Origin of the sequence: Verrucosispora sp. WMMD573, from assembly GCF_027497175.1 — a bacterium.
Classification (GTDB): domain Bacteria; phylum Actinomycetota; class Actinomycetes; order Mycobacteriales; family Micromonosporaceae; genus Micromonospora.
Genome location: NZ_CP114901.1, coordinates 3,114,676 through 3,139,449 on the forward strand (window position 1 = coordinate 3,114,676; position 24,774 = coordinate 3,139,449).

Here is a 24,774-nt window from a genome sequence, read left to right on the forward strand (position 1 = left end):
GATCAGGTGGTGGCCGTGCAGGTCACCGTCGGTGTGCTTGTGCTGTTGCCGGAGGCGAGGAAGCCGAAGGTGGTGCTGGCGCCGGCGCCGAGGTTGCCGTTGTAGCTGACGTTGGTGGCGGTGACGGTGGATCCGTTGGAGCTGACTGTGGCGTTCCAGGCCTGGTTGACCTGTTGGCCGCTGCCGTTGGTCCAGCTCACTCGCCAGCCGCGGATGGCCGCGTTGCCGGCGGTCACCTGCACCTCGCCCTGGAATCCGCCGGACCAGGTCGAGGTGACCCGGTACGTCGCCGAGCAGGCACCCGTCGCCGGCGGGGTGGTGGTGGGCGGGGTGGTGGTGGGCGGCGTCGTGGTGGGCGGGGTGGTGGTGGGCGGCGTCGTGGTCGGCGGGGTGGTGGTCGGCGGGGTGGTGCCGCCACCGAACTGGACGTCGCTGCAGTGGTAGTACGACTGGTCGAAGTGGCTGGCCTGCCAGACGGTGAAGATGATGTGTTGGCCGGTGCGGCCGGGCGCGTTCACCGGAATCTGGATCGACACCCCGTCGACCTCCCGTTGCCACTGCGACGCAGGCGTGTTGCCGATTTGGCCGACCAGTTCCAGGTCGGACCAGGCCAGCGGCTTGGTGAGCGTGTCAACACCCTGCCGGGTGGCATACACCCGGAGGTAGTCGGCACCGTGGCTGGCCTGGTCGAAGAACTTCAACTGGAAGCTGTTGGGGACCGGGGTGGTCCGCCAGGCGCCGAGCGTGTCGAGGGCGTTGTAGCGACCGCCTTCGGCACGCCCGCCGGAGCAGAGCTGGCCGTTCGGTACGGCCGCCTGGTGGTTGCCGCCCACACCCTCACGGAGTTGGCCGTTCCAGTTCCACATGGCGTTCGGGTTGGCCTGCCATGCCTGCCAACACATCGGGTCCTCGGTGGCCATCCGCGGGTTCATGTGGTCACCGCCCCAGCGCTCCCAGCAGCCGTAGGCGCGGGAGCCGGGGTTGACCGTGGCACCGTGTGCGGAGGCGGGGTTGGTCAGCGCGGTGCTGAGCAGCAACAAGGCGACGGCCGCGATGGCAAGCAGCCAGGCGGCGCGTGGTGTTCTGAGTACGTTCGACATGGAGCTCCCCAAGGGAATTGTCAGTTCGCGACTGCGCCCGGACGCTCGGGAGTTGCCTCTCCCGTGGCCGATCTGCGTTGCCCCTGTGGTGTTGGCTCCGCAGGAAGCGTGCCACGAAGTATCGGCGTACGTCAACGTGGCAGGCGCTCTCCGGAGCGGGGCTCCGGAACCGCCGCCAGCCGGCGCTGCCGGCTGCCGGGTGCCGACGCCTGGCGTGCGGGTCTGCCCGACTGAGCCGGGCGGGGCCGCGCCCGAGGGAGTGTGGCGCGGCCCCGCCTGGGATCAGGTGGTGGCCGTGCAGGTCACCGTCGGTGTGCTTGTGCTGTTGCCGGAGGCGAGGAAGCCGAAGGTGGTGCTGGCGCCGGCGCCGAGGTTGCCGTTGTAGCTGACGTTGGTGGCGGTGACGGTGGATCCGTTGGAGCTGACTGTGGCGTTCCAGGCCTGGTTGACCTGTTGGCCGCTGCCGTTGGTCCAGCTCACTCGCCAGCCGCGGATGGCCGCGTTGCCGGCGGTCACCTGCACCTCGCCCTGGAATCCGCCGGACCAGGTCGAGGTGACCCGGTACGTCGCCGAGCAGGCACCCGTCGCCGGCGGGTTGGTGGTGGGCGGGGTGGTGCTCGGCGGCGGCGTCGTCGGCGGGGCAGTGGTGGGCGGGGTGGTGGTCGGCGGCGGCGTGGTCGGCGGGGTGGTGCCGCCACCGAACTGCACGTCACTGCAGATGTAGTACGACTGGTCGGAGTGACTGGCCTGCCAGATCGTGTAGATGACGTGCCGGCCGGTGCGGCCCGGGGCGTTCACCGGGATCTCGATGGAGACCCCGCCGGGCTCCTGCTGCCACTGCGAGGCAGGCGTGTTGCCGATCTGGCCGACCAGTTCCAGGTGCGACCAGGCCAGTGGCGTGGTCAGCGCGTCGTAGCCCTGCCGGGTGGCGTACACCCGGATGTAGTCGGCGCCGTGGCTGGCCTGGTCGTAGAACTTCAGCCGGAAGTTGTTGCCGACCGAGGTGGTCCGCCAGGCGCCCGGCACGTCCATCGCCCGGTAGCGGCCGTTCTCGGTGCGCCCACCCGAGCAGAGCTGGCCGTTCGGGATGGCGGCCTGGTGGTTACCGGCGACGCCCTCGCGGTAGAGGCCGTTCCAGTTCCACATGGCGTTGGTGTCGGTCTGCCACGCCTGCCAGCACATCGGGTCCTCGGTGGCCATCCGTGGGTTCTGGAAGTCGCCGCCCCAGCGCTGCCAGCAGCCGTAGTTGCGGGAGATGGGACTGGCCACCGAGCCGTGCGCGGAGGCGGATCGTACGAATGCCGTGCTGAGCAGCAATGTGGCGATGGCCGCAACGGCCAGCAGCCAGAGTGCCCGCGATGATCTTAGCGAATTGGACATGGAGCCCCCAGGGGGAGTCGTCGGATCTCGACATCGCCCGGACGCTCGGGAGTTGCCCTCTCCCGCGCTGTAAGCGTGGCCCTCGTGTGCTGACTCGCCCGGAAGGATGGCACGTTCAATCGGCATTAGTCAATGAGGAAAGCGATTTCCAGCACTGGGTGCACGGGCCCGTCGAAGCGCTTCCAGCACTGGTTTCGCGGTCGGTCACCACTTCCGGCGCATCGGGGTGTGGGGGATGCCGTCCTCGACGTACTCCGGCCCGCTGACCGTGAAGCCGTGGCGGGTGTAGAAGTCGACAAGATGTGACTGTGCGTCAAGCACGCACGGCCGGCCACCGATCTCCGCGAGGGCCGCGGTCATCAGCCGGCCCGAGTGCCCGGCACCCCGGGCCTCCGGGGCCACCACCACCCGTCCGATCCTGGCCACCCCGCCGGGGTCGGCCAGGATTCGCAGGTACGCCACCGGAGCGCCGTCGTGTGCCAGCCACAGGTGCCGGGTGCCGGGCTCGACGTCGCGTCCGTCGAGCTCCGGGTACGCGCACTCCTGCTCGACCACGAAGACGTCGACCCGGAGCCGGGCCAGGTCGTGGAAGGTGCGGGTATCCAACTCGGCGAAACCGGCGCTGTGCAGCTGCGTGTCAGACATCCCGCCAGGCTAGTGCTGTCGCCGCCGGGCGCCGGCGCGGAGGTGCGCCCTGCCCCGGCTCGACCTGCCCCGGCGTGGCCTGGCTCGGCCTGGCTCGGCTCGGCCCGGCTCGGCCCGGCTCGGCCCGGCTCGGCCTGGCTCGGCATGGCTCGGCCCGGCATAGCTTGACAGACAGGGTGGCGCCGCCTCGCTTCGCGCGCGCTTTGCGGCGTGGTCGCGGGCATCTGATTACGAATCTTGGACAGTTTTCGTTCTTCGCGAACTGTGCTGTCCCGAGACATGTGTCAAGGGGGAGTCCCGATAGATGTGTCATGAGTTGTTGATCATGCTGCTCGGGTGAGGCTGATGTAGTTCCGGTCGGGGGTGAGGTGGAAGTGGCCGAGGGGTTGGCCGTCGTGGTGGTAGACGGTGATCCGGTTTTGGTCGCGGATGGCGGTGACGGTGGTGCCGGCGTGGGTGGTGCCGACGCTGGTGCGGTGCCCGGCGACGCGGATGGCGCCGGTGCTGTCCACGAGGCAGCGGTGCAGGGTGGCGTCGGTCTGCAGGGGCAGGCTGGCGGGCCCGCCGAGGCTGGGCGCGTCTGTCCATGCCTGGGCGGGGGTGGCGCGTCGTGGTAGGGCGCTGTGGCGTCGTTCGGTGTTGTAGTAGCGGCGGTAGACGTCCAGATGGGTTTGCAGCTCGGCGCGGGTGCCGGGGGTGGGTTGGGTGCTCAGCCATTTCTTGAGGGTTTGGTGGTGGCGTTCGACCTTGCCGCAGGTCTGTGGATGGTAGGGGCTGGAGTTGATCGGCCGGACATTGTGGTCCAGGAGGCACTGGACGAACGTGGAGATCGATCCGGGCCGGGTGAGTCGGCTGGTGAACGCGGTGCCGTTGTCGGACAACACGATCGCGGGGACGCCGTACTCGCCGAAGGCCTGCCTGACCGCGGTGACCGCACCTTCGGCGGTCTCCGCGATCGTCGCGTGACAGCCGACGAGGGTTCGGGTGCAGTCGTCCAGGACGTCGAAGACCGCGGCGAGGCTGCCGTCGGCGAGCCGAACGTTCGTGGCGTCGATCTGGTAGCAGTCCCTGGGCCGGGCGTAGACGAACCGCCGGAACGAGCTGCGCGGCCGTTTCGCCGGGTTCCGTTCGAGCAGGTCATGTCGGGCCAGGACCCGGTTGATCGTCGACCTTGCAGGCACCCGCCATGCCGGACCGGTAGCGGCGTGCACCTCGATCAGGGCGTCACGGATGAAATCGGCCCCATTGTCCAGACCGAGTTCGGCGCGCAGCTTGCAGATCCAGGCATCCAGATCCGGCGGCGTCACCCGCGGACTGCTGTGCGGCCGCCGGGAACGCGCATGCCACTCACCCTCGTCCCGGATCCGCGCCTGATGCCGATACACCGTACGGACGGACACACCATGCTCGCGCGCGAACTCGGCCACATTGATCCGCACCCCCGCAGCCAACTGAGCATCGAGCAGGTTCAAGACATGCCGCCGAGAAGCCATGCCAGGCACCATGTACCAGCCCGCCCAAGATCCCTACCAACTGACACATGTATCGGGACTTCATCACTGACAGATGTCATGGGACTGAATAGTTCTTCGCGAACGGGAACTGTCCAAGATCGACAATGCCTCTTCGTTCCGCTGTGGATGATCGGTGGACGACGTCAGGCTGGGCGGGCACCGACCGCGTCGCGGATCTCGGCCCCCTGCTCCGTCTCCACCGCCCGAGCGCAGTGACCGCAGCAGAAGAACCGGCCGGAGACCTCGACCCCGTGGCCGGAGATCTTGATGCCGCAGTGCTCGCAGATCGGCGCCAGTCGGTGGATCGCGCACTCGAAGCTGTCGAAGGTGTGCACGTCGCCGCTGACCGTACGCACCTCGAACGCCAGCCAGTAGTCGTTGCCGCAGACCTCGCAGGTAGCCACGCCCCGTACCTCCATAAGTAGACCTTTTGTCCAATCTTGCGACACAACGCTCAGCGGCTCTTGTTTTATTGACAGTGGTCTTTACTGTTAACAAGGTTTAAATTATGTTGGTGGCACCTCACCAGGCATCACGCCGATAAGGAGCTGCCGCCATGCGCCGAAGAATCACCCTTCCGCTCGTCGCGACGGGCGCCATGGTCTCCACCCTGGCCGTCGCCACCCCCGCCCAGGCCCACGGCTACGTCTCGTCACCACCGAGCCGCCAGGCCCTCTGCGCGCAGAACCGGGTGCCCGACTGTGGGCAGATCAGGTGGGAGCCGCAGAGCGTCGAAGGCCCGAAGGGGCTGCGCAACTGCCACGCCAACATCTCGCACTTCGCCGTCCTGAACGACGACAACCGTGGCTGGCCGGCCACCTCGGTCGGCACCACCGTGACGTTCACCTGGGTCAACACGGCCATGCACGCCACCCGCGACTGGGAGTACTTCATCGGCAGCACCCGGGTTGCGGTCTTCTCCGGCGGCGGACGCCAGCCCGGCGCGACCGTCTCGCACACCGTCAACCTTTCCGGTTACTCGGGCCGGCAGAAGCTGCTGGCGGTGTGGAACATCTCCGACACCGCAAACGCCTTCTACTCCTGCGTCGACCTGCAGATCGGCGGTGGCGGCGGCAACCCCACGCCCAGCCCCAGCCCCACCACCAACCCGCCGGCTCCGTCGCCCACCCCGACGGTTGCACCGACCACCAACCCGCCGACCGGCGGCACCTGGGCGGCCGGTCGCGCGTACGCGGTCGGGGACCAGGTCACCTACGGTGGCCGTAGCTACCGCTGCCGGCAGGCGCACACCGCCATCGCCGGCTGGGAGCCGCCGAACGTACCGGCGCTGTGGAGCCAGATCTGACCGGCGGGAGGTGCGGCCGGAGCTGGCCGCACCTCCCGCCCGCCGTACCGTCGCTCCCGCCCGCCGTACCGTCGCTCCCGCCCGCCGTGCTGTGGGCGGAAGCTGGTGTGCTCTCGGCCGGAGCCGCCGTGTCGCGGGCCGGAGCCGGCGTGCTGGGAGCACGAGTCGCCGTGTCGGGGGTGGGGGGGCGTGCCCCGCTGCGCGGGCTGCCGCTGCACCTGCTCGCGGTGCTGCTGGCCGCCGGCTGTGGCGGTTCCCCCGCGCCGTCGGCGCAACCCGCGCCTGCTGAGGCCACGCCATCGGTGGCCGCGACCCCCGCCGCGACGCCTGGTGGCACCAGTGAGATGACCGGTATCGACCTGCTGTTTCTGTCGATGATGACCGGGCACACCGAGCAGACCCTCCAGATCGTCCGGCTTACGCGGGACCGGCTGGCCGACAGCGAGCTGCGCACCCTGGTCGCCGCCGTCGAGGCGACCGAGACCGACGAACTGGCCACCGCACGCAGCTGGTTGGCGCAGGTTGGGCGCAGCGCCCGCGCCGACGACCACGCTGGGCACGGCACCGGACCCGCGCAGCTGGCGCGGCTGCGCGACGCCCCGGACGCTGAGGTCGACAAGGTGCTGATCGAGGTGCTCAGCGCGCACCAGCAGGCCGCAGCCGACCTGGCCCGGGCACATCAGGCGGCGGGCACCGACGCGCGGGTGCTCGACCTGGCCCGGCGCGTCGAGCAGTCGCGTACCGCTCAGGTCGCGCTGATGGCCGGCCGGCCCGCAGCCAGCTGACCGCCCGGCCGCGCGGACTCCTGCCGGCGCGGGCGCGGGTCGACGCGGGCCGACCTGGCGTGCGTGGGCCAGGCCGGCGCGGCATCAGCAGTCGGGCCGGCCCCACTGCCGAACCGGGCGGTGCCGAACCGGGCGGTGCCGGCGCGGCGCGGGCCGGAGTGGCCGCGGGCGGGGTGTCCTGGTCAGACGTCGGCCGGGTCCAGGCGGATGGAGAGCGAGTTCACGCAGTGCCGGGTGTCCTTCGGGGTGAAGCCCTCGCCCCGGAAGACGTGACCGAGGTGACTGTCGCAGCGGGCGCAGCGGATCTCGGTGCGACTCATGCCGAGGGAGTTGTCCTCGATCTCCTTGATCGCGCCGGGGATCGCGTCGTCGAAGCTCGGCCAGCCGCAGTGCGAGTCGAACTTTGTGTCGCTCGGGTACAGCTCGACACCGCAGGCCCGGCACCGGTACATGCCGGGAGTCTTGGTGTCGACGTACTCGCCGGTCCACGCCGGTTCGGTGCCATGCTCGCGCAACACCCGGAACTCGGCGGGGCTGAGCCGGACCCGCCACTCGTCCTCGGTGCGGGGCAGTTCGCTGTCGGGAAGAGTCACAGGTCAACGGTACGCCGAAGGTCGGACCCATCGCATATGGTCGCGCAATGGGTGGCACGAAGGCTGCGGCCGAGCAGATCGAGGTGGCCGGGCACAGCGTACGGCTGTCGAGTCCCGATCGGGTGATCTTCCCGGAGCGGGGCTTCACAAAGGCCGACGTCTTCCATTACTACGTCAGCGTCGGCGACGGCATCATGCGCGCGCTGGGCGACCGGCCCACCACGTTGCAGCGCTTTCCCGACGGCATCGAGGGGGAGATGTTCTTCCAGAAGCGGGTGCCGGCCCGGGGCGTGCCGCCCTGGGTGCGTACCGCCGAGATCAGCTTTCCCAGCGGGCGCAAGGCCGCGGAGCTGTGCCCGGCGGACCTGGCCCATGTGGCCTGGGCGGCGCAGATGGGCACTGTGGTGTTCCACCCGTGGCCGGTGCGCGCCGCCGACGTCGACCAGCCGGACGAGTTGCGGGTCGACCTGGATCCGCAGCCCGGCACCGACTTCGCCCACGCGGCGACGGCCGCCGCCGAGCTGCGGGCGATCCTCGACGAGCTGGGCGTGCCGGGTTGGCCGAAGACCTCCGGCGGTCGAGGCGTGCACGTCTACCTGCGCATCCAGCCGCGCTGGACGTTCGTCGAGGTGCGCCGGGCCACCATCGCGCTGGCCCGGGAACTGGCCCGCCGCCGACCCGACCTGGTCACCACCGCCTGGTGGAAGGAGGAACGCGGCGAGCGGGTCTTCGTGGACTACAACCAGATGGCGCGGGACCGCACCATCGCCTGCGCGTACTCGCTGCGCGCCAACGCCCGGGCGACGGTCTCCACCCCCGTCACCTGGGACGAGCTGCCCGACGTCGAGCCAGACGACTTCGACCTGCGTACCGTGCCGGAGCGGTTGGCCCAGCGCGGCGACCCGCACGCCGGCATCGACGACGCCGGGTGGGACATCACCCCGCTGCTGGAGTGGGCCGAGCGGGACGCCGCCGCCGGAGAGGGTGACCTGCCCTACCCACCCGACCACCCGAAGATGCCGGGCGAACCGAAGCGGGTCCAACCCTCCAAGGACCGCGACCGCCCCCGCTGAGCGCGAAGCAGGGCATCGGGTCCGTTGGGGCAGAGGACCTGCCCGAGATCGCGGTCGACAGCAAGCCGGAACCGCTGGTGCTCGTGGCGGATAACGACGTCCCGATCGGCTGGGCGATCGTCCTGCCCGAGGGGGACTTCTGGTTGATCCGGCAGTCCACCCGGTCCTTGACCCACGGGGTCGAGTCTGGCGACGCAGACGACCTTCTGGGCCACAATCCTCGGTTGCGGCGTGGGGCGACCCAGGCTGGCAGGGCCTCCGTCCGCCGGCGTCAGAGACTGAGCTTCATACCCTCGTGGCTGGCGACGAAGCCGAGCCCGATATAGAAGCGGTGCGCGTCGTGGCGGCTCTTGTCGGTGGTGAGCTGCACCAGGCCGCAGCCGTGCTGCCGCGCCTGGTCGATCGCCCACGTCATCATCTGCCGGCCCAGGCCCCGTCCGCGCTGATCCGAGCGGACCCGGACCGCCTCGACAAGCAGCCGCTCGGCGCCGTGCCGGCCGAGCCCGGGGATGTAGGTGAGTTGCATGCACCCCACCACCTCGCCGTCGGCCTCACCGACCATGAGCTGGTTGCGCGGGTCGGCGGTGATGTCCGCGAACGCCTTCTCGTACGTGGCGTCGACCTCCCCGACGTCACGGGTGCGTCCGAGCACGTCGTCGGCGAGCAGGTCGAGGATGGCCGGCAGATCGGCCCGGACCGCCTCACGGAAGATCACCTCACTCATCCCGCGAGCGTCCCACAACGGTGCGACCCCGACCCATCAGAACCGTAATGTCCACGGCCACCCCTTAGCGACATGCCGGTCGGTGTGGCGTGGTCTCTGCCGCCGATGGCCCCGGGTAGGTGGCAACCATTCGGCTCAGGCTTCAGTGGCAGTCGTGCTGGTCCGATTGGACGGGCGTGGCGCCGGGGCGGGACCACTGGGCCACCGGGCGGCCGTCCCTGCGCCACCAGCTGTACGCCGGGTCGGCCTGCGGCCAGCCGTCGGGGGAGTCCTCCCAGGCTTCCTGCCGTCCGTATGCGGTCATGTCGAGCAGCTGGAGCGAGCCCATGATCGCCTCAACGCCACGTCCGGTCGTCTCGTAGGTGAGGAACATCCGGTCGCCCTGGCGCAGGTAGCAGGCGATGTTGCCGCCGCCGGCGACAGCGGGCTCGTCGATGCCGTACGTCGAGTACCAGGGGTGGAGGTAGCCCATGAACTCGCGGAACGGCGCAATCTCCTCATACGGTCCCTCGGCGAAGACCGCGAACCTGATGCCCCGTGCCGCCAGGTAGCTGGCCTCGTGGAAGTTCCAGATGCTGAGGGTGCAGCCTTCACACTGTTGCTCGAACGGCTTGCCGAGGTGCCACATGTGCTTGTAGACCACGAGTTGGTCTCGCCCGTCGAAGATGTCGAGCAACGGGACGGGGCCCTGCTCGCCGACCAGTTTGACCGGGTTGACCTCGGTCATCGGCAAGCGGCGGCGGGCGGCGGCGATGGCATCACCGGCTCGGGTGTGCTCCTTCTCCCGGACCAGTAGCGCGCTTCGTTCCCGGAGCCAGGTGTCGCGGTCGACCACCGGAGGTGCTGGTTGGGTGTCCATACTCGGCATTCCGCTACTATAAACATAGCGCCTACTCGTGTGAAAGAAGTTGATTGGGATTGCCTGCCAAGTTGACCTACGCGCACCACGGCGACGCCTGCCGAGCCGCCAACGCCCTCGACCTGGTGGGTGACAGGTGGACGCTCATCGTCGTCCGCGAGCTGCTCCTCGGCCCCAAACGCTTCGCCGACCTTCAAGGGGCCGTTCTTGGCATCACGCCGGCTGTCCTCAGTGACCGGCTCAGATCCCTGCGGCAGGCCGGCATCGTCGACCAGGTGACCCTGCCCGACCTGGCCCGCACCCGCGCGTACGCCGTCACCGAGTGGGGTCGTGGCCTGGAGTCGGTCCTGGCGTCGCTGGGCCGGTGGTACTCCTCCGGGCCGGACCCCCGCACCAGCGGAGGCATGACACCCGACGCCATGATCCTCGCCATGCGCACCATGGCGCCCCCGGTTCCCCAGGGTCTGCCGCCGACCGCCCTGCGCCTCTACGACACCCGCCAGCCCGACCCACCGGTCCGCGAGTACCGGCTGGCCGCGATCGATGGGCTGCTGGACGCCCGGCCCGGTGCCGCAGTCGACCCGGCGGCGACCGTTACCGCCGACTCGACGGCCTGGAGCGAGGTGCTCTTCGGCGGCCTGCCGCTCACCGACGCCGAACGCACCGGCACCGTACGCGTCGACGGCGACCGCGACACCGTCCTCGGCGTCGTGCGCCTCTACCTCACGGCCGTAGCCCCCTCGTGAGAGGCACTGCCCCGGCCCGCCCTCAGGGCCGCCTCGCCTCCTCGGCTAGCGCGCTGGGCAGCGCTTGCCCTCGGGTGGGACGGTCAGGTCGATCAGGTACGCGTTGACCGCCTGGGTGATGCAGGCCGTCTGCGGGTAGGCGGTGTGCCCCTCGCCCTCCCAGGTGAGCACCCGGCCGACACCCAGCATCTCGGCCAACGCCGGGGTCTGCTCGTAAGGGGTGGCGGGGTCGCCGGTGGTGCCGACGACCAGGATCGGCGGGGCGCCCTCGGCGCGGCCGGTGGGGTAGGGGTCGCTGCCGCCCGGCCACTCGGTGCAGGAGACCAGGCCGGCGGCAAGTGGTGCGCCGAAGAGCGGATACCGGGTGCGCCACTGGGACTGGAGCTGGCGGATCCGCTCCAGGTCGGGGCGTTGCTCCTCGTCGGCGCAGTTGATGGCCAGGTTGGCGTCGAAGAGGTTGCTGTAGTTGCCGTCCTCGTCTCGGTCGGTGTAGTTGTCGGCGAGCCGGAACACCTCCGTCGGGTTGCCCTCGTTCAGCCGGTCGATGGCCTGGGCGAGCTGCTCCCAGCCGGGCTCGGAGTACAGCGACGAGACGATCGCGTAGAAGATCCAGCCGGCGGTGGCCTCCCGCCCTTCGGCGGAGCGGACGGGGGAGACCTCGGCCTTGTCGATCGCCGAGGTGACCGCCGCCCGGGCGTCGGGGGCGATGGGGCAGCGGGCCGCGTTCGCCGCACACCAGCGGGTGAAGTTGTCGAAGGCGCGCTCGAAGCCTCTCGCCTGGCTCTCCGAACCCTCGATCAGGTCTTGCCGGGGGTCGACCGCGCCGTCGAGCACCAGCGCCCGCACCCGCTGTGGGAACAACTGGGCGTACGTGGCCCCCAGCAGGGTGCCGTAGGAGTAGCCGAGGTAGGTCAGCTTCTCGTCGCCGACGGCGGCCCGGATCGCGTCGATGTCGCGGGCCGCCTGCTCGGTGCCGTACAGCGGTAACTGGTCGCCGTACTTGGCGCCGCAGCCCTGGCCAATCTGCTGGTTGAGCGCGACGAAGTCGTCGAATGACGGCTGGCTCTCCGGATCGGGGCTGTAGCCGAAGACGGCGTCGAGGTCGGCGTCGGGGATGCACTCGACGGGGCTGGACCGGGCCACCCCGCGCGGGTCGAAGCCGACGATGTCGAAGCGTTCGAGGATGGCGTCGGGCAGGCCGCCGTACTGTTCGCCGAAGGTGAGGTAGACGGCGGTGTCGACGCCCGAGCCGCCGGGACCGCCCGGGTTGACCAGCAGGGAGCCGATCCGGTCGCGCTGGTTGGTGGAGCGGACGCGCAGCAGCGCGATCTCGAAGGTCTCGCCGGCACCGGGACCGGTCGTGGCCGCGTTGCCGCCCGCCCAGTCGCGCGGCACCTGGATGCGGGTGCACTCGTACCTGATATCCGGAGCGCGCCGTCCGACCACCTCGTCGGCCACCTCCGGGCAGGACCGCCAGGTCGGCGCGGCTCCCGGTGCGGCGGCCTCGCCGTCGGCGTCGGTGCGCGGCGCGAACGCCGGCAGCGTGCAGCCGGCGGTGACCACGACGGCGGCGGTCAGGCCGGCCACGGTGAGCCGGAAACGGCGGGTCCGATCGGGCGTACGGGTCACGAACGAGCCTCCGTGATCAGATCGACGGCCAAGCTATGCGGACTCGGCCGGGACCGCCGGGTCACCGCGCAGCACCTGGTCCACGTCGAACCGGACCGGCCGGTCGAGTTGATCGTATCGGCAGGAGAGCGGGTCACGGTCGGGACGCCAGCGAACGAAGCGCGCGGTGTGCCGGAACCGGTCACCCTCCATCGCGTCGTACGCCACCTCGACCACCAGTTGCGGGCGCAGCGGCTCCCACTCCAGGTTCTTGGTGCCGGTCCAGCGGCTGACGCCGCCGGGGATGCGCTGCCCGCGTTCGTGGTCGCCGTGCACCCACGGGTGCTCGGGCCCGGCGTCGCGGTAGGGGGCCAGCTCCTCCAGCAACTCGGCGCGGCGGGCCATGGTGAACGAGGCGCTCACCCCGACGTGGTGCAGCACCCCGGCGTCGTCGTAGAGGCCGAGCAGCAGCGACCCGACCACCGGACCGGACTTGTGCCAGCGGAACCCGGCCACCACCGCGTCGGCGGTACGGGCGTGCTTGACCTTGGACATGAGTCGCTTGCCCGGCTCGTACGGCAGGTCGGCGGGCTTGGCGATCAGCCCGTCCAGGCCGGCGCCCTCGAACACGTCGAACCAGCGGCGCGCGACCTCGGCGTCGGTGGTGATCTGGGTGACGTGCACCGGGGGTCGCACCCCGGCCAGCGCCTGCTCCAGCCGGGCCCGGCGGGTCGGGTAGGGGACGTCGAGCAGGCTCTCGTCGTCGAGCGCGAGCAGGTCGAAGGCGACGAAGTCGGCGGGGGTCGTCTCGGCGAGCAGCTTCACCCGGGAGGCCGCCGGGTGGATGCGCTGGGCCAGCAACTCGAAGTCGAGCCGGGGCTGCCCGTCCGGGCCGTCGCGGCGGATCACGATCAGCTCGCCGTCGACCGCGCAGCGCGGCGGTAGTTGCCGGCGGGCCTGCTCGACCACCTCGGGGAAGTAGCGGGTCATCATCTTGCCGCCCCGGCTGGCCAGCTCCACCTCGTCACCATCGCGGAGGATGATGCAGCGGAAGCCGTCCCACTTGGGTTCGTAGGTCATCCCCGGGGCGGTGGGGATCGAATTGACACTGCGGGCGAGCATCGGCTCCACCGGCGAGTTGATCGGCAGGTCCACGGCCATCAGTCAACCAGACGGCACCGACAGTGGTGAGCCGGATCACGTCCCGCCCGATGGGCGGCGTGTCCGTCTCTGACCTGCCACGTCCCACCCGGGCGAATCGCAAAACCGCAGGTCAGAGCTACTTTCGCGAGGTGGCGGAGTGGGTGTGCGGGTGTTGCGGGCGGTGGCGGGTCAGCGTCGAGTTGATCCACGGCCGGTACGTGTACCGGTTGGTGCACACCTATCCGCGACACTTCGGCGGCGGCAAGAACGTGCTCGGCGAGGTCGGTTCGGTGGACGAACTGGCCGAGCTGCTGCGTCGGCGTACCCCGGTCAACCTGGCCGACCTGCGCGAGGCCGCCTGATCCCGCACTCAGAAGTGGGCGAAGGAGCGGATCGGGGCGCGCGGACCGAACTTCGGGGCCTGCACGGCGGCGGCCTCCAGCAGCCAACAGACCCGGCCCCGGTGGCCCCGGAACGGCTCCAGCAGCTCCAGCATCCGGGCGTCGTCGCCGCGCGGCTCACCGGCCAGGGCCCAGGCGACCGTGTTGGGTACGTGATAGTCGCCGACGCTCACCGCGTCCGCGTCGCCGTACGCGACCCGGACCACCTCGGCGGCGGTCCACGGCCCGACGCCCGGGATCGACCGCAACAGCCGGGTGGCCCCGGTCGAGTCGGCGCACTTTTGCAGGCGGTCGGTTACTCGCGCGGCCCGGATCAGCGTCTCGGCGCGGCGCTGTTCCACGCCGAACGGGTGGAAGACCCAGTACGGGGCGGCGGCGATCACCGCCGGGTCGGGCGGCAGCAGCAGCCGCACCGGGCCCGGGGCCGGCTCGGCGAAGTGGCGCACGGTCGCCGCGTACCCCCGGTAGGCCTCCTTGCCGGTGACCTTCTGCTCCAGCACGGCCCGCAGCACCCGGGGAAAGATCAGCCCGGTGGTCGGCATCCGTAGCCCGGCCTGCTGTGCGGCGAGCCGGGCCACCACCGGGTGGGCCGCGGCGAGTTCCCTGAAACCGGTCAGGTCGTCGCGGAGCCCGGCGACCGCGTCGGCGTGCTCGACCATCCAGCCGGCGCCCGGGCCGTGACCCTCGGCGACCAGCTCGCCGCCCTCGGGCCGCAGGGCCAGGGTGCCCGGCCCGTCGGGTGTGCGCGCCGCCCACCAGAAGACGCCCGCGATCATCCGCGCACACGGGTCGTACGGGCTGAAGGTGAGCGGGCGCACCGAAGCGGCGAAGCGGTAGCCGGCTGGTGTTCGCAGCACCCGCCGCGCTTTCGGTTCGTTCCCGGTCACCTGGTCACTGTGCCACCCCGTGCGGCCGGGTCGTCATGGCCCCACCAGGACCAGCCCCTGGGAACGCGTCCGAGAGACGTCGGTGGCCGGCCGCGCCATCGCTGGCTGCGGCCGGCCACCCGGAGTGCTGCTGGATCAGTAGTCGTAGTCGGAGTCCGACTCGTTCGACTCGGTCTTCGACGGCGGGGCGACCGCCTTCGGGGTGCCCTTGGGCAGGCACTCAAGGTTCTTGCTGCCGTCCGGGTTGACCACGAACCAGGTGCCGCCGACGCCCTGGCCCTTCCAGGCGCCCGGCTTCTTGTCACCGATGTAGGTGTAGAGCGGCCATCCGTCGAGGGTGATCTGGCGGGTGCCGTCCTCGCGGGTGATGGTGCCGACGGCGTCGTCGGAGACGCCCTTCAGCTCCGGAGCGCCGTCGGTAAGCGCCGGCGGCCACACCTCGGCGCACTGGCCGTCGCAGTTGGACGACGGCGGGTCGTTGGTGTCGCGGTCAAAGCGGTACAGGATGTATCCGTCCTGGTTGACCACGGCGCTGCCCATCCGGGGGAACTTCTTGCCGGTCAGGCTGTCGGTCAGTTCGACACCGTCGGGCAGGGGCGCGTCGGTCTCTTCCTCCGCGCCCGGTGACGCCGAGGCGCCCGGCTCCGCGCTGGCCTCGGGGTCGGCGGTCACGCTGGGCTCGGCCGCGGCGACGGCGACCGGCTCGGCCGCGCCCGCGTCCGCCCCGTTGTAGCCTGCGGGTGCGCAGGCCGTAAGTGCGAACATGGCGCCCACGGCGATGACGGTCCGCTTCATCTGTGCCACGTGCCCTCCTCATACTTGGCAAGTTCACCGGGAGATACGGGACGAGCGCTGTCAAGGTTGAATCCAAAAGGGTGGGCAAGCTCACAAGAATCCATTGAACCGTCTGGGTTCTCTGTCCGTGTGAGTCCGTATCCGCAGGTCCGGTGCGCCCTCGCCCGGGTACGCCTGCGTCATGACAAAGGCCCGCCTCGGGTCGAGGCGGGCCTTCCGGGTACGTGGATCAGGCCGTCGGGACGGTCACCAGGGTGTCCGTGGCGCCCCGCGAGTCGATCTCCTGCACCTCGAACTGCTTGATGTCGTCCAGCTTCGTCGACGTGGCCGCCGACAGGGCGAGCAACTGCGGGTTGGCGTTCGTGCCGTACCCGCCGTCCGGCACGGACCAGGTGGAGACGACCTCGGTGGAGCCGTCCTCGCGTACCACCACCAGGCGGCAGGTGCGTGGCCCCGGCAGCTTGCTCAGGCTGAAGTCCATCCTGGTGCCGAAGTCTTTCGCGATCAGGAAGAACGTCGCCTTCACGCCGGTGGTCGGGTCGGTGACGTCGACCTGCGCACCCTCCTGCTCGTTGCCACCCACGCTCGGACCACTGGGGTTGCCGGGGCGGTCGCTCGGTGGATCCACCGGACCCGTGGTCGGCCCGGCGATCGGCGGTGGCGTGCTGCTGTCGGTGAGATTGCTGAACACGACACCGGTCAGCCCACCGAAGACCACCACGGCCGCGGCGGTCGCCAGGACCTGCCGGAACCGGGCCCGCCGACGATGCGTACGCAGCGCCACAAGCGTCCGGTCCAACAGGACCGGATCCGAGTGGGTCTGCTCCAGCGCCGTGATCGACTCCTCGTCGATGTCGGAGAGCAGCCCGACCACCGGCACCATCGTCTCCAACTCGGCGGCACAGGCCCAGCAGGTCGCGAGGTGTTCCTCGAACCGCTCCATGTCCTGTTCGTCAAGCACGCCGAGCGCGTACGCGGCGACGTCCATGTGGTCAACCCGGCTCATTCCGTCACCCCCCTCTCCTGCAGAGCTGTGCGCAGCGCGCGCAGCGCGTAGTAGACCCGCGACTTCGCGGTGCCCAGTGGCAGACCGAGCTCCTCGGCCGCCTCCGGCACCGTCCGGCCCCGGAAGTACGTCGCCACCAGGATCTCCCGGTGCGACTGACTCAACGTTCGCAGCGCGTCCGCCACCGTCATCGACCGAAGCACCCGATCGGTGCTGTCGGCCTCGGCGAACGCGGTCAGATCCCGGTCGTACGTCTCGGCCGGGCGGGCCTGCTCGCTGCGGTGCTCGTCGATGGCGATCCGTCGCGCCACCGTCACCAGCCACGGCCGTAGCGACCCCTGTCCCTGTGCGCCCAGCCGATGCGCGTTGCGCCAGGCCCGCAGCAGCGTCTCCTGGACGATGTCCTCGGCCCGTTGCCGGTCACCGCCGGTCAACCGCATCACGAACATCAGCAGCGGTCCGGCGTGTTCCGCGTAGAGCGTGCGGACCAACTGGTCGGAATGGGCGGCTTCGGTGGTGGAAGCCTGGTGGCGGCCAGGGGTGGGTCGCGGCGTCACCGGGCTATTCTGGCGAGCCGCCGCACGAGAGTCGACCCCACGGGTGGACGTGGCGGGCCGCGACTGGGACCGGGCGGACATCCAGTCCACCCGCACCCGGTCGCCCTGCCAACCGACCGCCAGTGCGTGCATGCAGACCTCCGACGTCCCTGGACAGAAAGCCGTCCCCCCACGGGCATGGCTGCTGACTGGTACGGAAGGCAGTACCGAACGGATCAACGTTCGACGGAAAAAATCCCCGGCGGAGGTGGCGTCGAGTCGACCGCATCGGCGTCGTGCACCACCGTGGCGCCTCCGGTGAAGCGATCGAGTTCCGCCTCGACCAGCACCCGGCCGGGAAACCAGTCACCGGCGGCCCGGCGGGTCAGCGCGGCCACCGGTGGGTCCTGGCGGCCGGCGAGGAGCACCAGATTGCCGTAGCGCCGGCCACGCAGCACAGCGGCGTCGGCGACCAGACAGGCCCGGGGCAGCACCGTCCGCACGGTGGCGACCTGTCCCCGGGCGTGGCGCAGCGGCGGCCCGTCGGCGATGTTGGCCAGATACCAGCCCGCCGGGTGCAGCGCCCGGGCCGCCTCGGCCGCGTACTCCACCGAGGTCAGTCGGGCTGGTGTCCGGGCACCCGCGAAGACGTCGGCGACCACCACGTCGTAACTGGCCTCCCGGCACGAGGCGAGCACCGTCCGCGCGTCACCCACCCGTACCTTCAGGCGCGGATCGGCCCGCCACGGCAACACCCGCCGCACCAGATCGACAAGCGCCCCGTCCACCTCGACCACCCGCTGGGTAGCGCCGGGACGGGTGGCGGCGACGTACCTCGGCAGGGTCAGCGCACCGCCGCCCAGATGCAGTACCCGCAGCGGAGCGCCCGTCGGCGCCACCAGGTCGATCGCGGCGGCCAGTCGACGGACGTACTCGAACTCCAGGTGCGTCGGATCGGTCAGGTCCACATGCGACTGCGGTGCGCCGTCCAGCAGCAGCGTCCACGAGCCGGGCCGGTCCCGATCCGGCACCAACTCGGCGAGCCCCGTGTCGACAGGCTCGGTGATCCGGTCGGCGTCGCGCCGCCGACCCATCAGCGGCCGGTCCGGGCGGCGGTGGTGCGGGCGGCCACGGTCAGCGCGCGGTGCAGCAGCCGTGCGTCGCCCAGCCGGGAGCGCAGCAGCCGCTCCAGCCCGGCGATCGGCACGAGATTCTGCGGGGCTCGGGGATCCTTGTATGGGCTGGACGCGAACCGGGGCAGCGTGACCAACGACAGGTCGGCCAACCGCACCGCCTCGGTGATCTCCAGGTCGGCGGAGCACTCCAGCCGGACGATTCCCGCCCAGGGCGCTCCCGCCGCCACCGGCAGCCGCAGGTACCACGACCAGCCGCCCCAGGCGGTGCCGAGCCGGAACACCGGCGAGCGGTGGCCGGGTGGGAGACCGGTGACCACGGCGGTGAGTCGGGCGTCGAGGTACTGGCTGTGCTGGGTCTTGATGTAGCCGAGCGTGCGGGGCAGCTGCCGCCGGTTGCGCAACGGCCCGTCCACCACCAGCAGGTCGTCGTCGGTCCGCGCGGCGGCCGAGACCTGCACCTCCAGGGCGGTCAACGGCCCCTGCACCGCCGCCGGCAACTTGGCCAGCTCACCGCTGCCGCTGACCCGGTGCACCGGGTAGCGGACGTTGCCGGCCACCACGTCGGTCGCCGACGGGCTGGCGGTGAACAGGCCGCGCTCCACCGTGGCACCGGCCAGCTGCGCGGCACCGCGATCCAGGTCGCACCGCACCACCCCGGCCGCGTACGAGGCGGCCAGACCGGGAAACGAGCCGCCGTCCTCCTCGGCCGTCCAGATGCTGGCATCGATCCGGCGTACCCCGTCGACAAGCAGCACCACGTCGGGTGCCTGGACGCCCGGACGGGGGCCGATCGCCCGCCAGTCCACCGCCGGCAGCTCGTGTTCCGCCTCGACCTGCGCGCTGCTCGGCGCGGCCGGACCGGCCGGCGCGGCCTCGAACGACGCCCCGTAGCCCGGATCCCAGGCATCGACGAAGAAGCGGTTCACGTCCGCATCACCGGCCGGTCCGTTCCACCCGGGCCGAGCGGGCGTCCTTGTGCACCTCGAAGCGGACCGGGATGCGCTCGGCCAGCGCCGGCACGTGGGTGACCACGCCGACCATCCGGTCACCCCGGGCGGCGAGGTTTTCCAACGTGGCGGCGACCGTGTCCAGGGTGGCCGCGTCGAGGGTGCCGAAACCCTCGTCCAACACGATCGATTCCAGGCTGGCGGCGGTGGTGGACATCCCGGCCAACTGCTCGGACAACGCCAGCGCCAGCGCCAACGACGCCTGGAACGTCTCACCGCCGGAGAGTGTCCGCACCCCGCGACGCAGCCCGGCGTCGTGGTGGTCGACCACGAAGAACTCGCCCTTGTCGTGGACCAGGTCGTACTGGCCGCCGGAGAGTTCCCGCAGGATCCCCGACGCGCCGTCGACAAGCAGGTCCAGCGCCTCGGCCAGCAACCACCGCTCGAAGTTGTTGGCCCGCAGGTGCCCCGCCAACGCCCGAGCCACCTGCGCCTCGCGTTCGTGCCCGGCCCGCTGCTCGCGCAACGCCCCGGCCTGCTCACGCCGCTCGGTCAGCCGGCGCAGCTCGGCCTCGGCCCGCTCCACCGCGACGGTGGCGGCGCGGACCGGATCGTCCGGGGCGGGCAGCCCGGCGTCGGCGAAGATGCCGGCGATGCGGCCCACCGCCGCGCCGGCCGCCGCCTCGGCCTCGGCCACGGCCGTGGCCAGCCCAGCCCGCTCCGACCGGCGGTGCTGCGCCTGGTCCCGCGCCCACCCGGCCAGTGTGGTCCAGGCGGTGGCGACGTCGTCGCGGTCGGTGGCCGGCGGCCCGAATCGGGCCACCGCGTCGCGGACGTCGTCGAAGCGGCGCCACGCGGTCCGCAGCCGATCCTGCGCTGCCTCCGCCGCCGCCCGGGCCTGCCGGGCGGCGTCCCGGCCGGCACGGACCGCCGTGGTCGCCTCATCCAGCCCCTGCCGTAGCCGGGCCAGCTCTGCCAGCCGTGTCCGCAGCGCCTCGGCGGTGGCCGCGCCGACCAGCCGTTCGTCCAACTCGGCAAGTCGAGCCCGCAGCCCGTCATGTTCGGTACGGGCGCGCAGCAGCACCCGCTCCAGGTCCCGTGCGGCAGCGTCGCGCTCGGCGACGACCTTCCTGGCCGCCTCGCTCGCCGCCCGGGCCGCCTTGCCGGCCGCCACCGCCCTCGCCACGGCCGAGCCCGCCGGAATCGCCGGCACCCGGGCCACCGGCTGCTCGCAGACCGGGCAGGCTCCGCCGTCGGTCAGGTGGGCCCGCAACGCCGTCGCCTGATCGGCGGTCTTCGCCTCCTCGTGCGCCTGGAATGCCGCCGCCAGCTCCGCCTCGGCCCGCTCGGCCGCCGCCTGCGCCCCGGTCAGTGCCTGCACCGCCGCGTCGTGTTCGACGCCGGCCGCCTCCGCTGCGGCCCGGACCCGCGCCGCCTGAGCGGACAACTGCTCCCGGTCGGCGTGCGCCCGCAGCAGCATCCGCAGGGCACTCTCGTCGCCCGCGGCGGTCAACTCGCCGCGCAGCTTCTCCTCGCGCTCCTCGGCCAGCGACACCGCAGCCGCCGCCGCGTCGGACTCGGCCCGCGTCGCGGTCACCGCCCGAGCCACCTCGGCCACCCCGTCCGGCGCCCGGAGCTCGTCCAACGCGGCCAGCTCGGCGTCGAGCGTGGTCAGGGCCGCGGTGGCCTCCCGCACCGTCGCACGCGCCGCTTCCAGTTCCGGTACGGCCGCGGTCACCGACCCGGCCAGCTCCCGCATCCGCTCGACCTGACCGGTGGCCCGTGCCAGCGTGTCGTCGTCGACGTCGGCCAGCCCGGCGAGCAGCTGATCCACCGCCTCCAGCTTCGCCTCCGCCTGCCCGGCCCGGGTCGTGGCCCGCTGCTGCACCTGCTCGTACACGCCGAGACCGAGCAGGTTGACCAGGATCTGCTGCCGGGTGGCCGGGCGGGCGTGCAGGAAGTCGGCGAACTGGCCCTGCGGCAGCACCACGCAGCTGGTGAACTGCTCGTACGGCAGCCCGACCGCCGCCAGCACGGCCGCGTCCATCTCCGCCGGGGTGCCGGCGACCACCTCACCGAGATCCTCCGGACTGAGCCCGGTGTCCAGCTTGGTGACGTCGAACCCGTCCGGCATCAGCTGCAACCCGGCACCGGCGGTCTTGACGTTGCCCCGGCTGTCCCGACGCACCACCCGGGTGGCGACGTAGCGGGCGCCGCCGGACTCGAAGACCAGTCGGACCCGCGCCTCGGTGGCCGACGGAGCGAGCGCGTTGCCCAGCCCGCGCGTGCCGCCCCAACGGGGCACCGTGCCGTACAGCGCGAAGCAGATCGCGTCGAGCACCGTCGACTTGCCCGAACCGGTCGGCCCGACCAGGGCGAAGAAGTCCGCGTCGGTGAAGTCGATTGTGGTGTCGTCGCGGAAGACGGTGAAACCGGCCAGGTCCAGCCGCATCGGCCGCATCAGTGATCGACCTCCTCGAGCAGTTCGTCGAAGAGTTCCCGGACGCCCTCGTCGGCATGCCCCCGGCTGTCCAGGTAGTCGGCGAACAACTGCCGGGGCGAACGGCCGGACCGTTGGGCGACCCGGGTGCCGGTGCCGGGTGCCGGCACCAGCTCCGGGTCGATCCGGATCTCCAGGGCCCGGGGAAGCAGTTGCTGCACCTCCTCCCGCAGGCCGGCGCGGGGCTGCTCGCGCACGTACACCCGCAGCCAACCCTCCGGCGCAGTGATCTCGGCGAGCTGGGCGAGGGTGCCGCGTACGGTGCGCAGCGCGGTCGCCGCGGTCACCGGCTCCTCGCGAATCCGCGCCGCCGTGGTCGCGGTGACCTCGACCAGGGTCACTGCCGGGACGTTCTCCTGCTCTCCGAAGTCGACGGCGAGCGGGGCACCGCTGTAGCGGATCGGGCACGGCCCCTGCACCCGCTGGGCGCGATGCAGGTGCCCGAGCGCCACGTAGTGCGCGGTACCGGGAAAGACCGAGGCGGGCACCGCGTAACCCATGATGGTGTGCGCGTCACGTTCCCCGCCGCCGGTGGCCGCGCCGACCACCGTGAGGTGGGCGGTGACCAGATGCACCCGGTCCGGCTCGTCGAAACCCTCGGTCAGCCGGGCCAGGATGCGGCCCAGATGGTCGGCGTACGTCTGGGTGGTCTCGGCGGCGGTCAGCTCGTACATCTCCACCGCGCGGACCGCGTACCGCTGGGACAGGAACGGCAACGCGGCCAGCCGCCAGCGTTCCCCGTCGGCGGTGGTGCCGTCGATGACGTGTTCGGCCGGATCCTCGCGTACGCCGCCGCGCAGGGTGATGCCGGCGGCCTCGGCCCACGGGCGCAGCGCGTCCAGCGCCGGACCGTTGTCGTGGTTGCCGCCGATCGCCACCACGTCCGCGCCGGTGCGGCGCAGCGCGGTCAATGCCCGGGTGACCAGGCGGGTCGCCTCCGGGGTCGGTGCCGCCGTGTCGTAGAGGTCGCCGGCGATGACGACCAGGTCGGGCCGTTCCCGCCGGGCGATCTCGATGACCCCGGCCAGCACCTGCTTGTGCTCCTCGGCCCGCGACTGCCCCTTGAGGACCTTGCCCACGTGCCAGTCGGAGGTGTGCAGGATCTTCATTGGATCAGCCTCCGCTAGAAGGGGATGTCGTCGTCGGTGCCGCCGCCGGACCCGACGACCGCGAACGGGTCGGCGGACTGGGTGATCGACCGCAGGGTCTGTGACGGCGCGGCCCCGGCCTCGGACACCCGCGTCGCCCAGGCGGGGAACGGGAACTCCAGACAGAGCGGCACCGGGATGTCCGGCTGGTTGACGAACATCGTGCCCGGCTTGGCCAGCAACGCGCGTTGCCGCTGGGCGGGTGGGAGGAAACCGTACTCCGGGCGGGATGCCTCGGCCGGATCCAGCCGGCCCACCACCCGGATGGCCGAGTTGGTGACGATACGCCGCTCCACCTCACTGGCGGTCTGCTGCGCGCCGATCAGGATCACCCCGAGCGAGCGGCCGCGCTCGGCGATGTCGAGCAGCACCTCCTTGATCGGGGACGAGCCCTCCCGGGGGGCGTACTTGTTCAGCTCGTCGAGCACCACGAACAGCAGCGGCTTGGCGGTGCCGGCCTTCTCCTTGCGCTCGAACTCGCTCTTGAGCGTCACACCGACCACGAAACGTTGCGCCCGGTCCGGAAGGTTGTGCAGGTCGACGACGGTGACCTGGGCGGACTCCGAGGTGTTGATCGAGTGCGGTCGGCGGGTGGCCAGGTCACCACGGATCAACCGGGACAGGTCCTTCTTGCTGCCGATCAGCCGGCGGGCGAACGCGTTCACCGTGCCCAGGCCCACCGCGCTGCCCGCCCAGTCGCCGCGGGTCTCGTCGTCGCTGAGCTGCTCGACGACGTGGTCGACCAGATCGCCGTAGCTGCCCAGCCGGACGCCGTCGATGCTGACGCCACCGTCGGCGGGCTGGGCGTAGCGGGCCAGGTGGGCGGCCACGGAGTGGACCACCATCGTGTACTGCTGCCGTTCGTCGTCGGCGTCGGCGAAGACGTACGGCAGCAGGCGGTCGGCGCAGAATTCGGTGAGCGTCCAGTAGAAGCTGTCCACGCCGGTGAGCCGACTGCTCACGTCCGGCGTGCCGGACGAGTCGCCCACCCGGGGCGGCGCGTAGACCCGTACGTCGGGAAAGGCGTCCGCGGCCAGACCGAGCCGGGCGTACGCGGCCCGGGTCGGATCGTCGAGCCGGGCGTTCGGATGGTCGAGGAAGAGCAGGTCCTCGCCCTTCACGTTGAAGATCAGCGCCTTGGCGTTGACCGCGTCTCCGCCGAGCTGCCCGGAGCGGAACACCGAGTAGAGAAGAAAGGTGGCGAAGCTGGTCTTGGTGGCCACGCCGGAGATGCCGGAGATCGACACGTGCGCGCCCCGGCTGCCGTCGAGGAAGTCGGCGTTCAGGTAGACCGGGACGCCGTCCCGGCCGGTGCCCATCGGGATCCGTCGTTCCATCCGGTCGAAGTGCAGTGCCCGGGCGCGGGCGTCGCCCTCGGCCCGGTGTACCACGGCGCCCGGCTGCGGCGGCACGTAGAACTCGGGGTCGACGCGGGTGGTGGTGATCTCGGCGGCCTCCTGCACCTGCGCCGGCAGCGTGCCGTCGGCGATGGCGAAGACGTCGGAGTCGAACTGCGCGCCCTCGTGCCGCGCCCGGACCTGGGTGACCACCCCGGCGATGGTCACCGGCTCCCGGTCGGGCAACTCCCGTCGGGTGACCACCACATCATCGAGCTGGAGATAGCTGCCCGGGGAGACCGCCGTCCAGAACTGCAGGGGAGTGGCGTCGGCGGTGCCCAGCACCCGGCCCACCCCCTCGCCCGGGCCGTCGAACCCCTGGTCGGTCATCGGGCAACTCCGCTCGGTTGATCGTCGCGGTCGGCACACACGCCCTGCATCCTGCCGGAGGAGTACGACAGGTCGCCACGCGACGCGGCGCAGGCCACGTAACGACATCGCGCCGATCGCGCACGGCGATGGGGTGCTGACGGCGGGTGTCCGGGCTGTGGAAGGCGGCACGTCGAGCGTCAGGCCGCCGGCACCGGTTGACGCTAGTGAGCTGA

24 protein-coding genes are annotated in these 24,774 nt (G+C 71.4%); 5 read left to right on the plus strand and 19 right to left on the minus strand.

Annotated features, from left to right (window positions below; all coding sequences use genetic code 11):
- Positions 1-2 precede the first annotated feature (2 nt).
- The 5 genes from O7601_RS14340 to O7601_RS14360 all read right to left on the minus strand — a co-directional run bounded on the left by O7601_RS14340 (position 3) and on the right by O7601_RS14360 (position 5,043).
- Entirely contained in the window at positions 3-1,100 is a 1,098-nt protein-coding gene (locus O7601_RS14340; protein WP_281566628.1) for a lytic polysaccharide monooxygenase, read from the minus strand.
- Between the two features lie 282 nt (positions 1,101-1,382).
- Positions 1,383-2,480 (minus strand): lytic polysaccharide monooxygenase, encoded by a 1,098-nt coding sequence (locus O7601_RS14345; RefSeq protein WP_281566629.1) that lies wholly within the window; start codon positions 2,478-2,480, stop codon positions 1,383-1,385.
- A gap of 204 nt (positions 2,481-2,684) precedes the next feature.
- A complete protein-coding gene (locus O7601_RS14350; RefSeq protein WP_281566630.1) occupies positions 2,685-3,125 on the minus strand; it encodes a GNAT family N-acetyltransferase in 441 nt (146 codons plus the stop codon).
- Between the two features lie 323 nt (positions 3,126-3,448).
- A complete protein-coding gene (locus O7601_RS14355; protein WP_281561868.1) occupies positions 3,449-4,618 on the minus strand; it encodes a DDE-type integrase/transposase/recombinase in 1,170 nt (389 codons plus the stop codon).
- A 164-nt stretch (positions 4,619-4,782) separates the two neighbouring features.
- Positions 4,783-5,043: a Prokaryotic metallothionein gene (locus O7601_RS14360; protein ID WP_281566631.1), complete on the minus strand. Its 261-nt coding sequence runs from the start codon at positions 5,041-5,043 to the stop codon at positions 4,783-4,785.
- A 152-nt stretch (positions 5,044-5,195) separates the two neighbouring features.
- On the opposite strand from O7601_RS14360, the gene O7601_RS14365 reads away from it, so the two are divergent.
- On the plus strand, positions 5,196-5,945 hold the full coding sequence (locus O7601_RS14365) for a lytic polysaccharide monooxygenase (protein WP_281566632.1): 750 nt from the start codon (positions 5,196-5,198) through the stop codon (positions 5,943-5,945).
- 149 nt (positions 5,946-6,094) lie between these two features.
- Positions 6,095-6,730, plus strand: a complete 636-nt coding sequence (locus O7601_RS14370; protein WP_348650252.1) for a DUF305 domain-containing protein — start codon at positions 6,095-6,097, stop codon at positions 6,728-6,730.
- A gap of 182 nt (positions 6,731-6,912) precedes the next feature.
- Here O7601_RS14370 and msrB read toward each other — a convergent pair whose 3' ends face one another.
- Positions 6,913-7,323 carry a peptide-methionine (R)-S-oxide reductase MsrB gene (gene msrB, locus O7601_RS14375; RefSeq protein WP_281566633.1) on the minus strand — a complete coding sequence of 137 codons (411 nt, stop codon included), beginning with the start codon at positions 7,321-7,323 and terminating at the stop codon, positions 6,913-6,915.
- A 47-nt stretch (positions 7,324-7,370) separates the two neighbouring features.
- Between msrB and ligD the strand changes: the two genes are divergently transcribed.
- Positions 7,371-8,396 (plus strand): non-homologous end-joining DNA ligase, encoded by a 1,026-nt coding sequence (gene ligD, locus O7601_RS14380; RefSeq protein ID WP_281566634.1) that lies wholly within the window; start codon positions 7,371-7,373, stop codon positions 8,394-8,396.
- Between the two features lie 271 nt (positions 8,397-8,667).
- Here ligD and O7601_RS14385 read toward each other — a convergent pair whose 3' ends face one another.
- Both O7601_RS14385 and O7601_RS14390 read right to left on the minus strand, forming a co-directional pair.
- The gene (locus O7601_RS14385; RefSeq protein WP_281566635.1) at positions 8,668-9,120 is read right to left on the minus strand and encodes a GNAT family N-acetyltransferase; all 453 of its coding nucleotides are present in this window, start codon (positions 9,118-9,120) and stop codon (positions 8,668-8,670) included.
- Between the two features lie 142 nt (positions 9,121-9,262).
- Complete coding sequence (locus tag O7601_RS14390; protein WP_281566636.1) at positions 9,263-9,988, minus strand: DUF899 family protein; 726 nt, start codon at positions 9,986-9,988, stop codon at positions 9,263-9,265.
- Positions 9,989-10,050: 62 nt separating this feature from the next.
- Here O7601_RS14390 and O7601_RS14395 point away from each other — a divergent pair, with 62 nt between their 5' ends.
- On the plus strand, positions 10,051-10,725 hold the full coding sequence (locus tag O7601_RS14395) for a helix-turn-helix domain-containing protein (RefSeq protein WP_281566637.1): 675 nt from the start codon (positions 10,051-10,053) through the stop codon (positions 10,723-10,725).
- Positions 10,726-10,770: 45 nt separating this feature from the next.
- Here O7601_RS14395 and O7601_RS14400 read toward each other — a convergent pair whose 3' ends face one another.
- Both O7601_RS14400 and O7601_RS14405 read right to left on the minus strand, forming a co-directional pair.
- Entirely contained in the window at positions 10,771-12,312 is a 1,542-nt protein-coding gene (locus tag O7601_RS14400) for an alpha/beta hydrolase (protein ID WP_281566923.1), read from the minus strand.
- Between the two features lie 75 nt (positions 12,313-12,387).
- The gene (locus O7601_RS14405) at positions 12,388-13,488 is read right to left on the minus strand and encodes an ATP-dependent DNA ligase (RefSeq protein WP_281566924.1); all 1,101 of its coding nucleotides are present in this window, start codon (positions 13,486-13,488) and stop codon (positions 12,388-12,390) included.
- 137 nt (positions 13,489-13,625) lie between these two features.
- On the opposite strand from O7601_RS14405, the gene O7601_RS14410 reads away from it, so the two are divergent.
- Entirely contained in the window at positions 13,626-13,838 is a 213-nt protein-coding gene (locus O7601_RS14410) for a hypothetical protein (RefSeq protein ID WP_281566638.1), read from the plus strand.
- A gap of 8 nt (positions 13,839-13,846) precedes the next feature.
- On the opposite strand, the gene O7601_RS14415 is transcribed toward O7601_RS14410, so the two are convergent.
- The 9 genes from O7601_RS14415 to O7601_RS14455 form a co-directional block, all read right to left on the minus strand.
- Positions 13,847-14,764, minus strand: a complete 918-nt coding sequence (locus tag O7601_RS14415; RefSeq protein WP_281566639.1) for a DNA-3-methyladenine glycosylase 2 family protein — start codon at positions 14,762-14,764, stop codon at positions 13,847-13,849.
- 135 nt (positions 14,765-14,899) lie between these two features.
- Positions 14,900-15,559 carry a hypothetical protein gene (locus O7601_RS14420; RefSeq protein ID WP_269742603.1) on the minus strand — a complete coding sequence of 220 codons (660 nt, stop codon included), beginning with the start codon at positions 15,557-15,559 and terminating at the stop codon, positions 14,900-14,902.
- Between the two features lie 229 nt (positions 15,560-15,788).
- A complete protein-coding gene (locus O7601_RS14425) occupies positions 15,789-16,565 on the minus strand; it encodes a zf-HC2 domain-containing protein (RefSeq protein ID WP_281566640.1) in 777 nt (258 codons plus the stop codon).
- Positions 16,562-17,254 (minus strand): sigma-70 family RNA polymerase sigma factor, encoded by a 693-nt coding sequence (locus O7601_RS14430; RefSeq protein WP_281566641.1) that lies wholly within the window; start codon positions 17,252-17,254, stop codon positions 16,562-16,564. The genes O7601_RS14425 and O7601_RS14430 overlap by 4 nt, the downstream gene beginning before the upstream one ends.
- Before the next feature lie 83 nt (positions 17,255-17,337).
- Positions 17,338-18,195, minus strand: a complete 858-nt coding sequence (locus tag O7601_RS14435) for a fused MFS/spermidine synthase (protein WP_281566642.1) — start codon at positions 18,193-18,195, stop codon at positions 17,338-17,340.
- Positions 18,195-19,163 carry a hypothetical protein gene (locus tag O7601_RS14440; RefSeq protein WP_281566643.1) on the minus strand — a complete coding sequence of 323 codons (969 nt, stop codon included), beginning with the start codon at positions 19,161-19,163 and terminating at the stop codon, positions 18,195-18,197. Before O7601_RS14440 ends, O7601_RS14435 begins: the two co-directional genes overlap by 1 nt.
- A 7-nt stretch (positions 19,164-19,170) precedes the next feature.
- Positions 19,171-21,645 (minus strand): SMC family ATPase, encoded by a 2,475-nt coding sequence (locus O7601_RS14445; protein WP_281566644.1) that lies wholly within the window; start codon positions 21,643-21,645, stop codon positions 19,171-19,173.
- Positions 21,645-22,793, minus strand: coding sequence for an exonuclease SbcCD subunit D (locus O7601_RS14450; protein WP_281566645.1), 1,149 nt, complete (start codon positions 22,791-22,793; stop codon positions 21,645-21,647). Before O7601_RS14450 ends, O7601_RS14445 begins: the two co-directional genes overlap by 1 nt.
- A 14-nt stretch (positions 22,794-22,807) precedes the next feature.
- A complete protein-coding gene (locus O7601_RS14455; RefSeq protein ID WP_281566646.1) occupies positions 22,808-24,559 on the minus strand; it encodes an ATP-binding protein in 1,752 nt (583 codons plus the stop codon).
- Between the last annotated feature and the right edge of the window lie 215 nt (positions 24,560-24,774).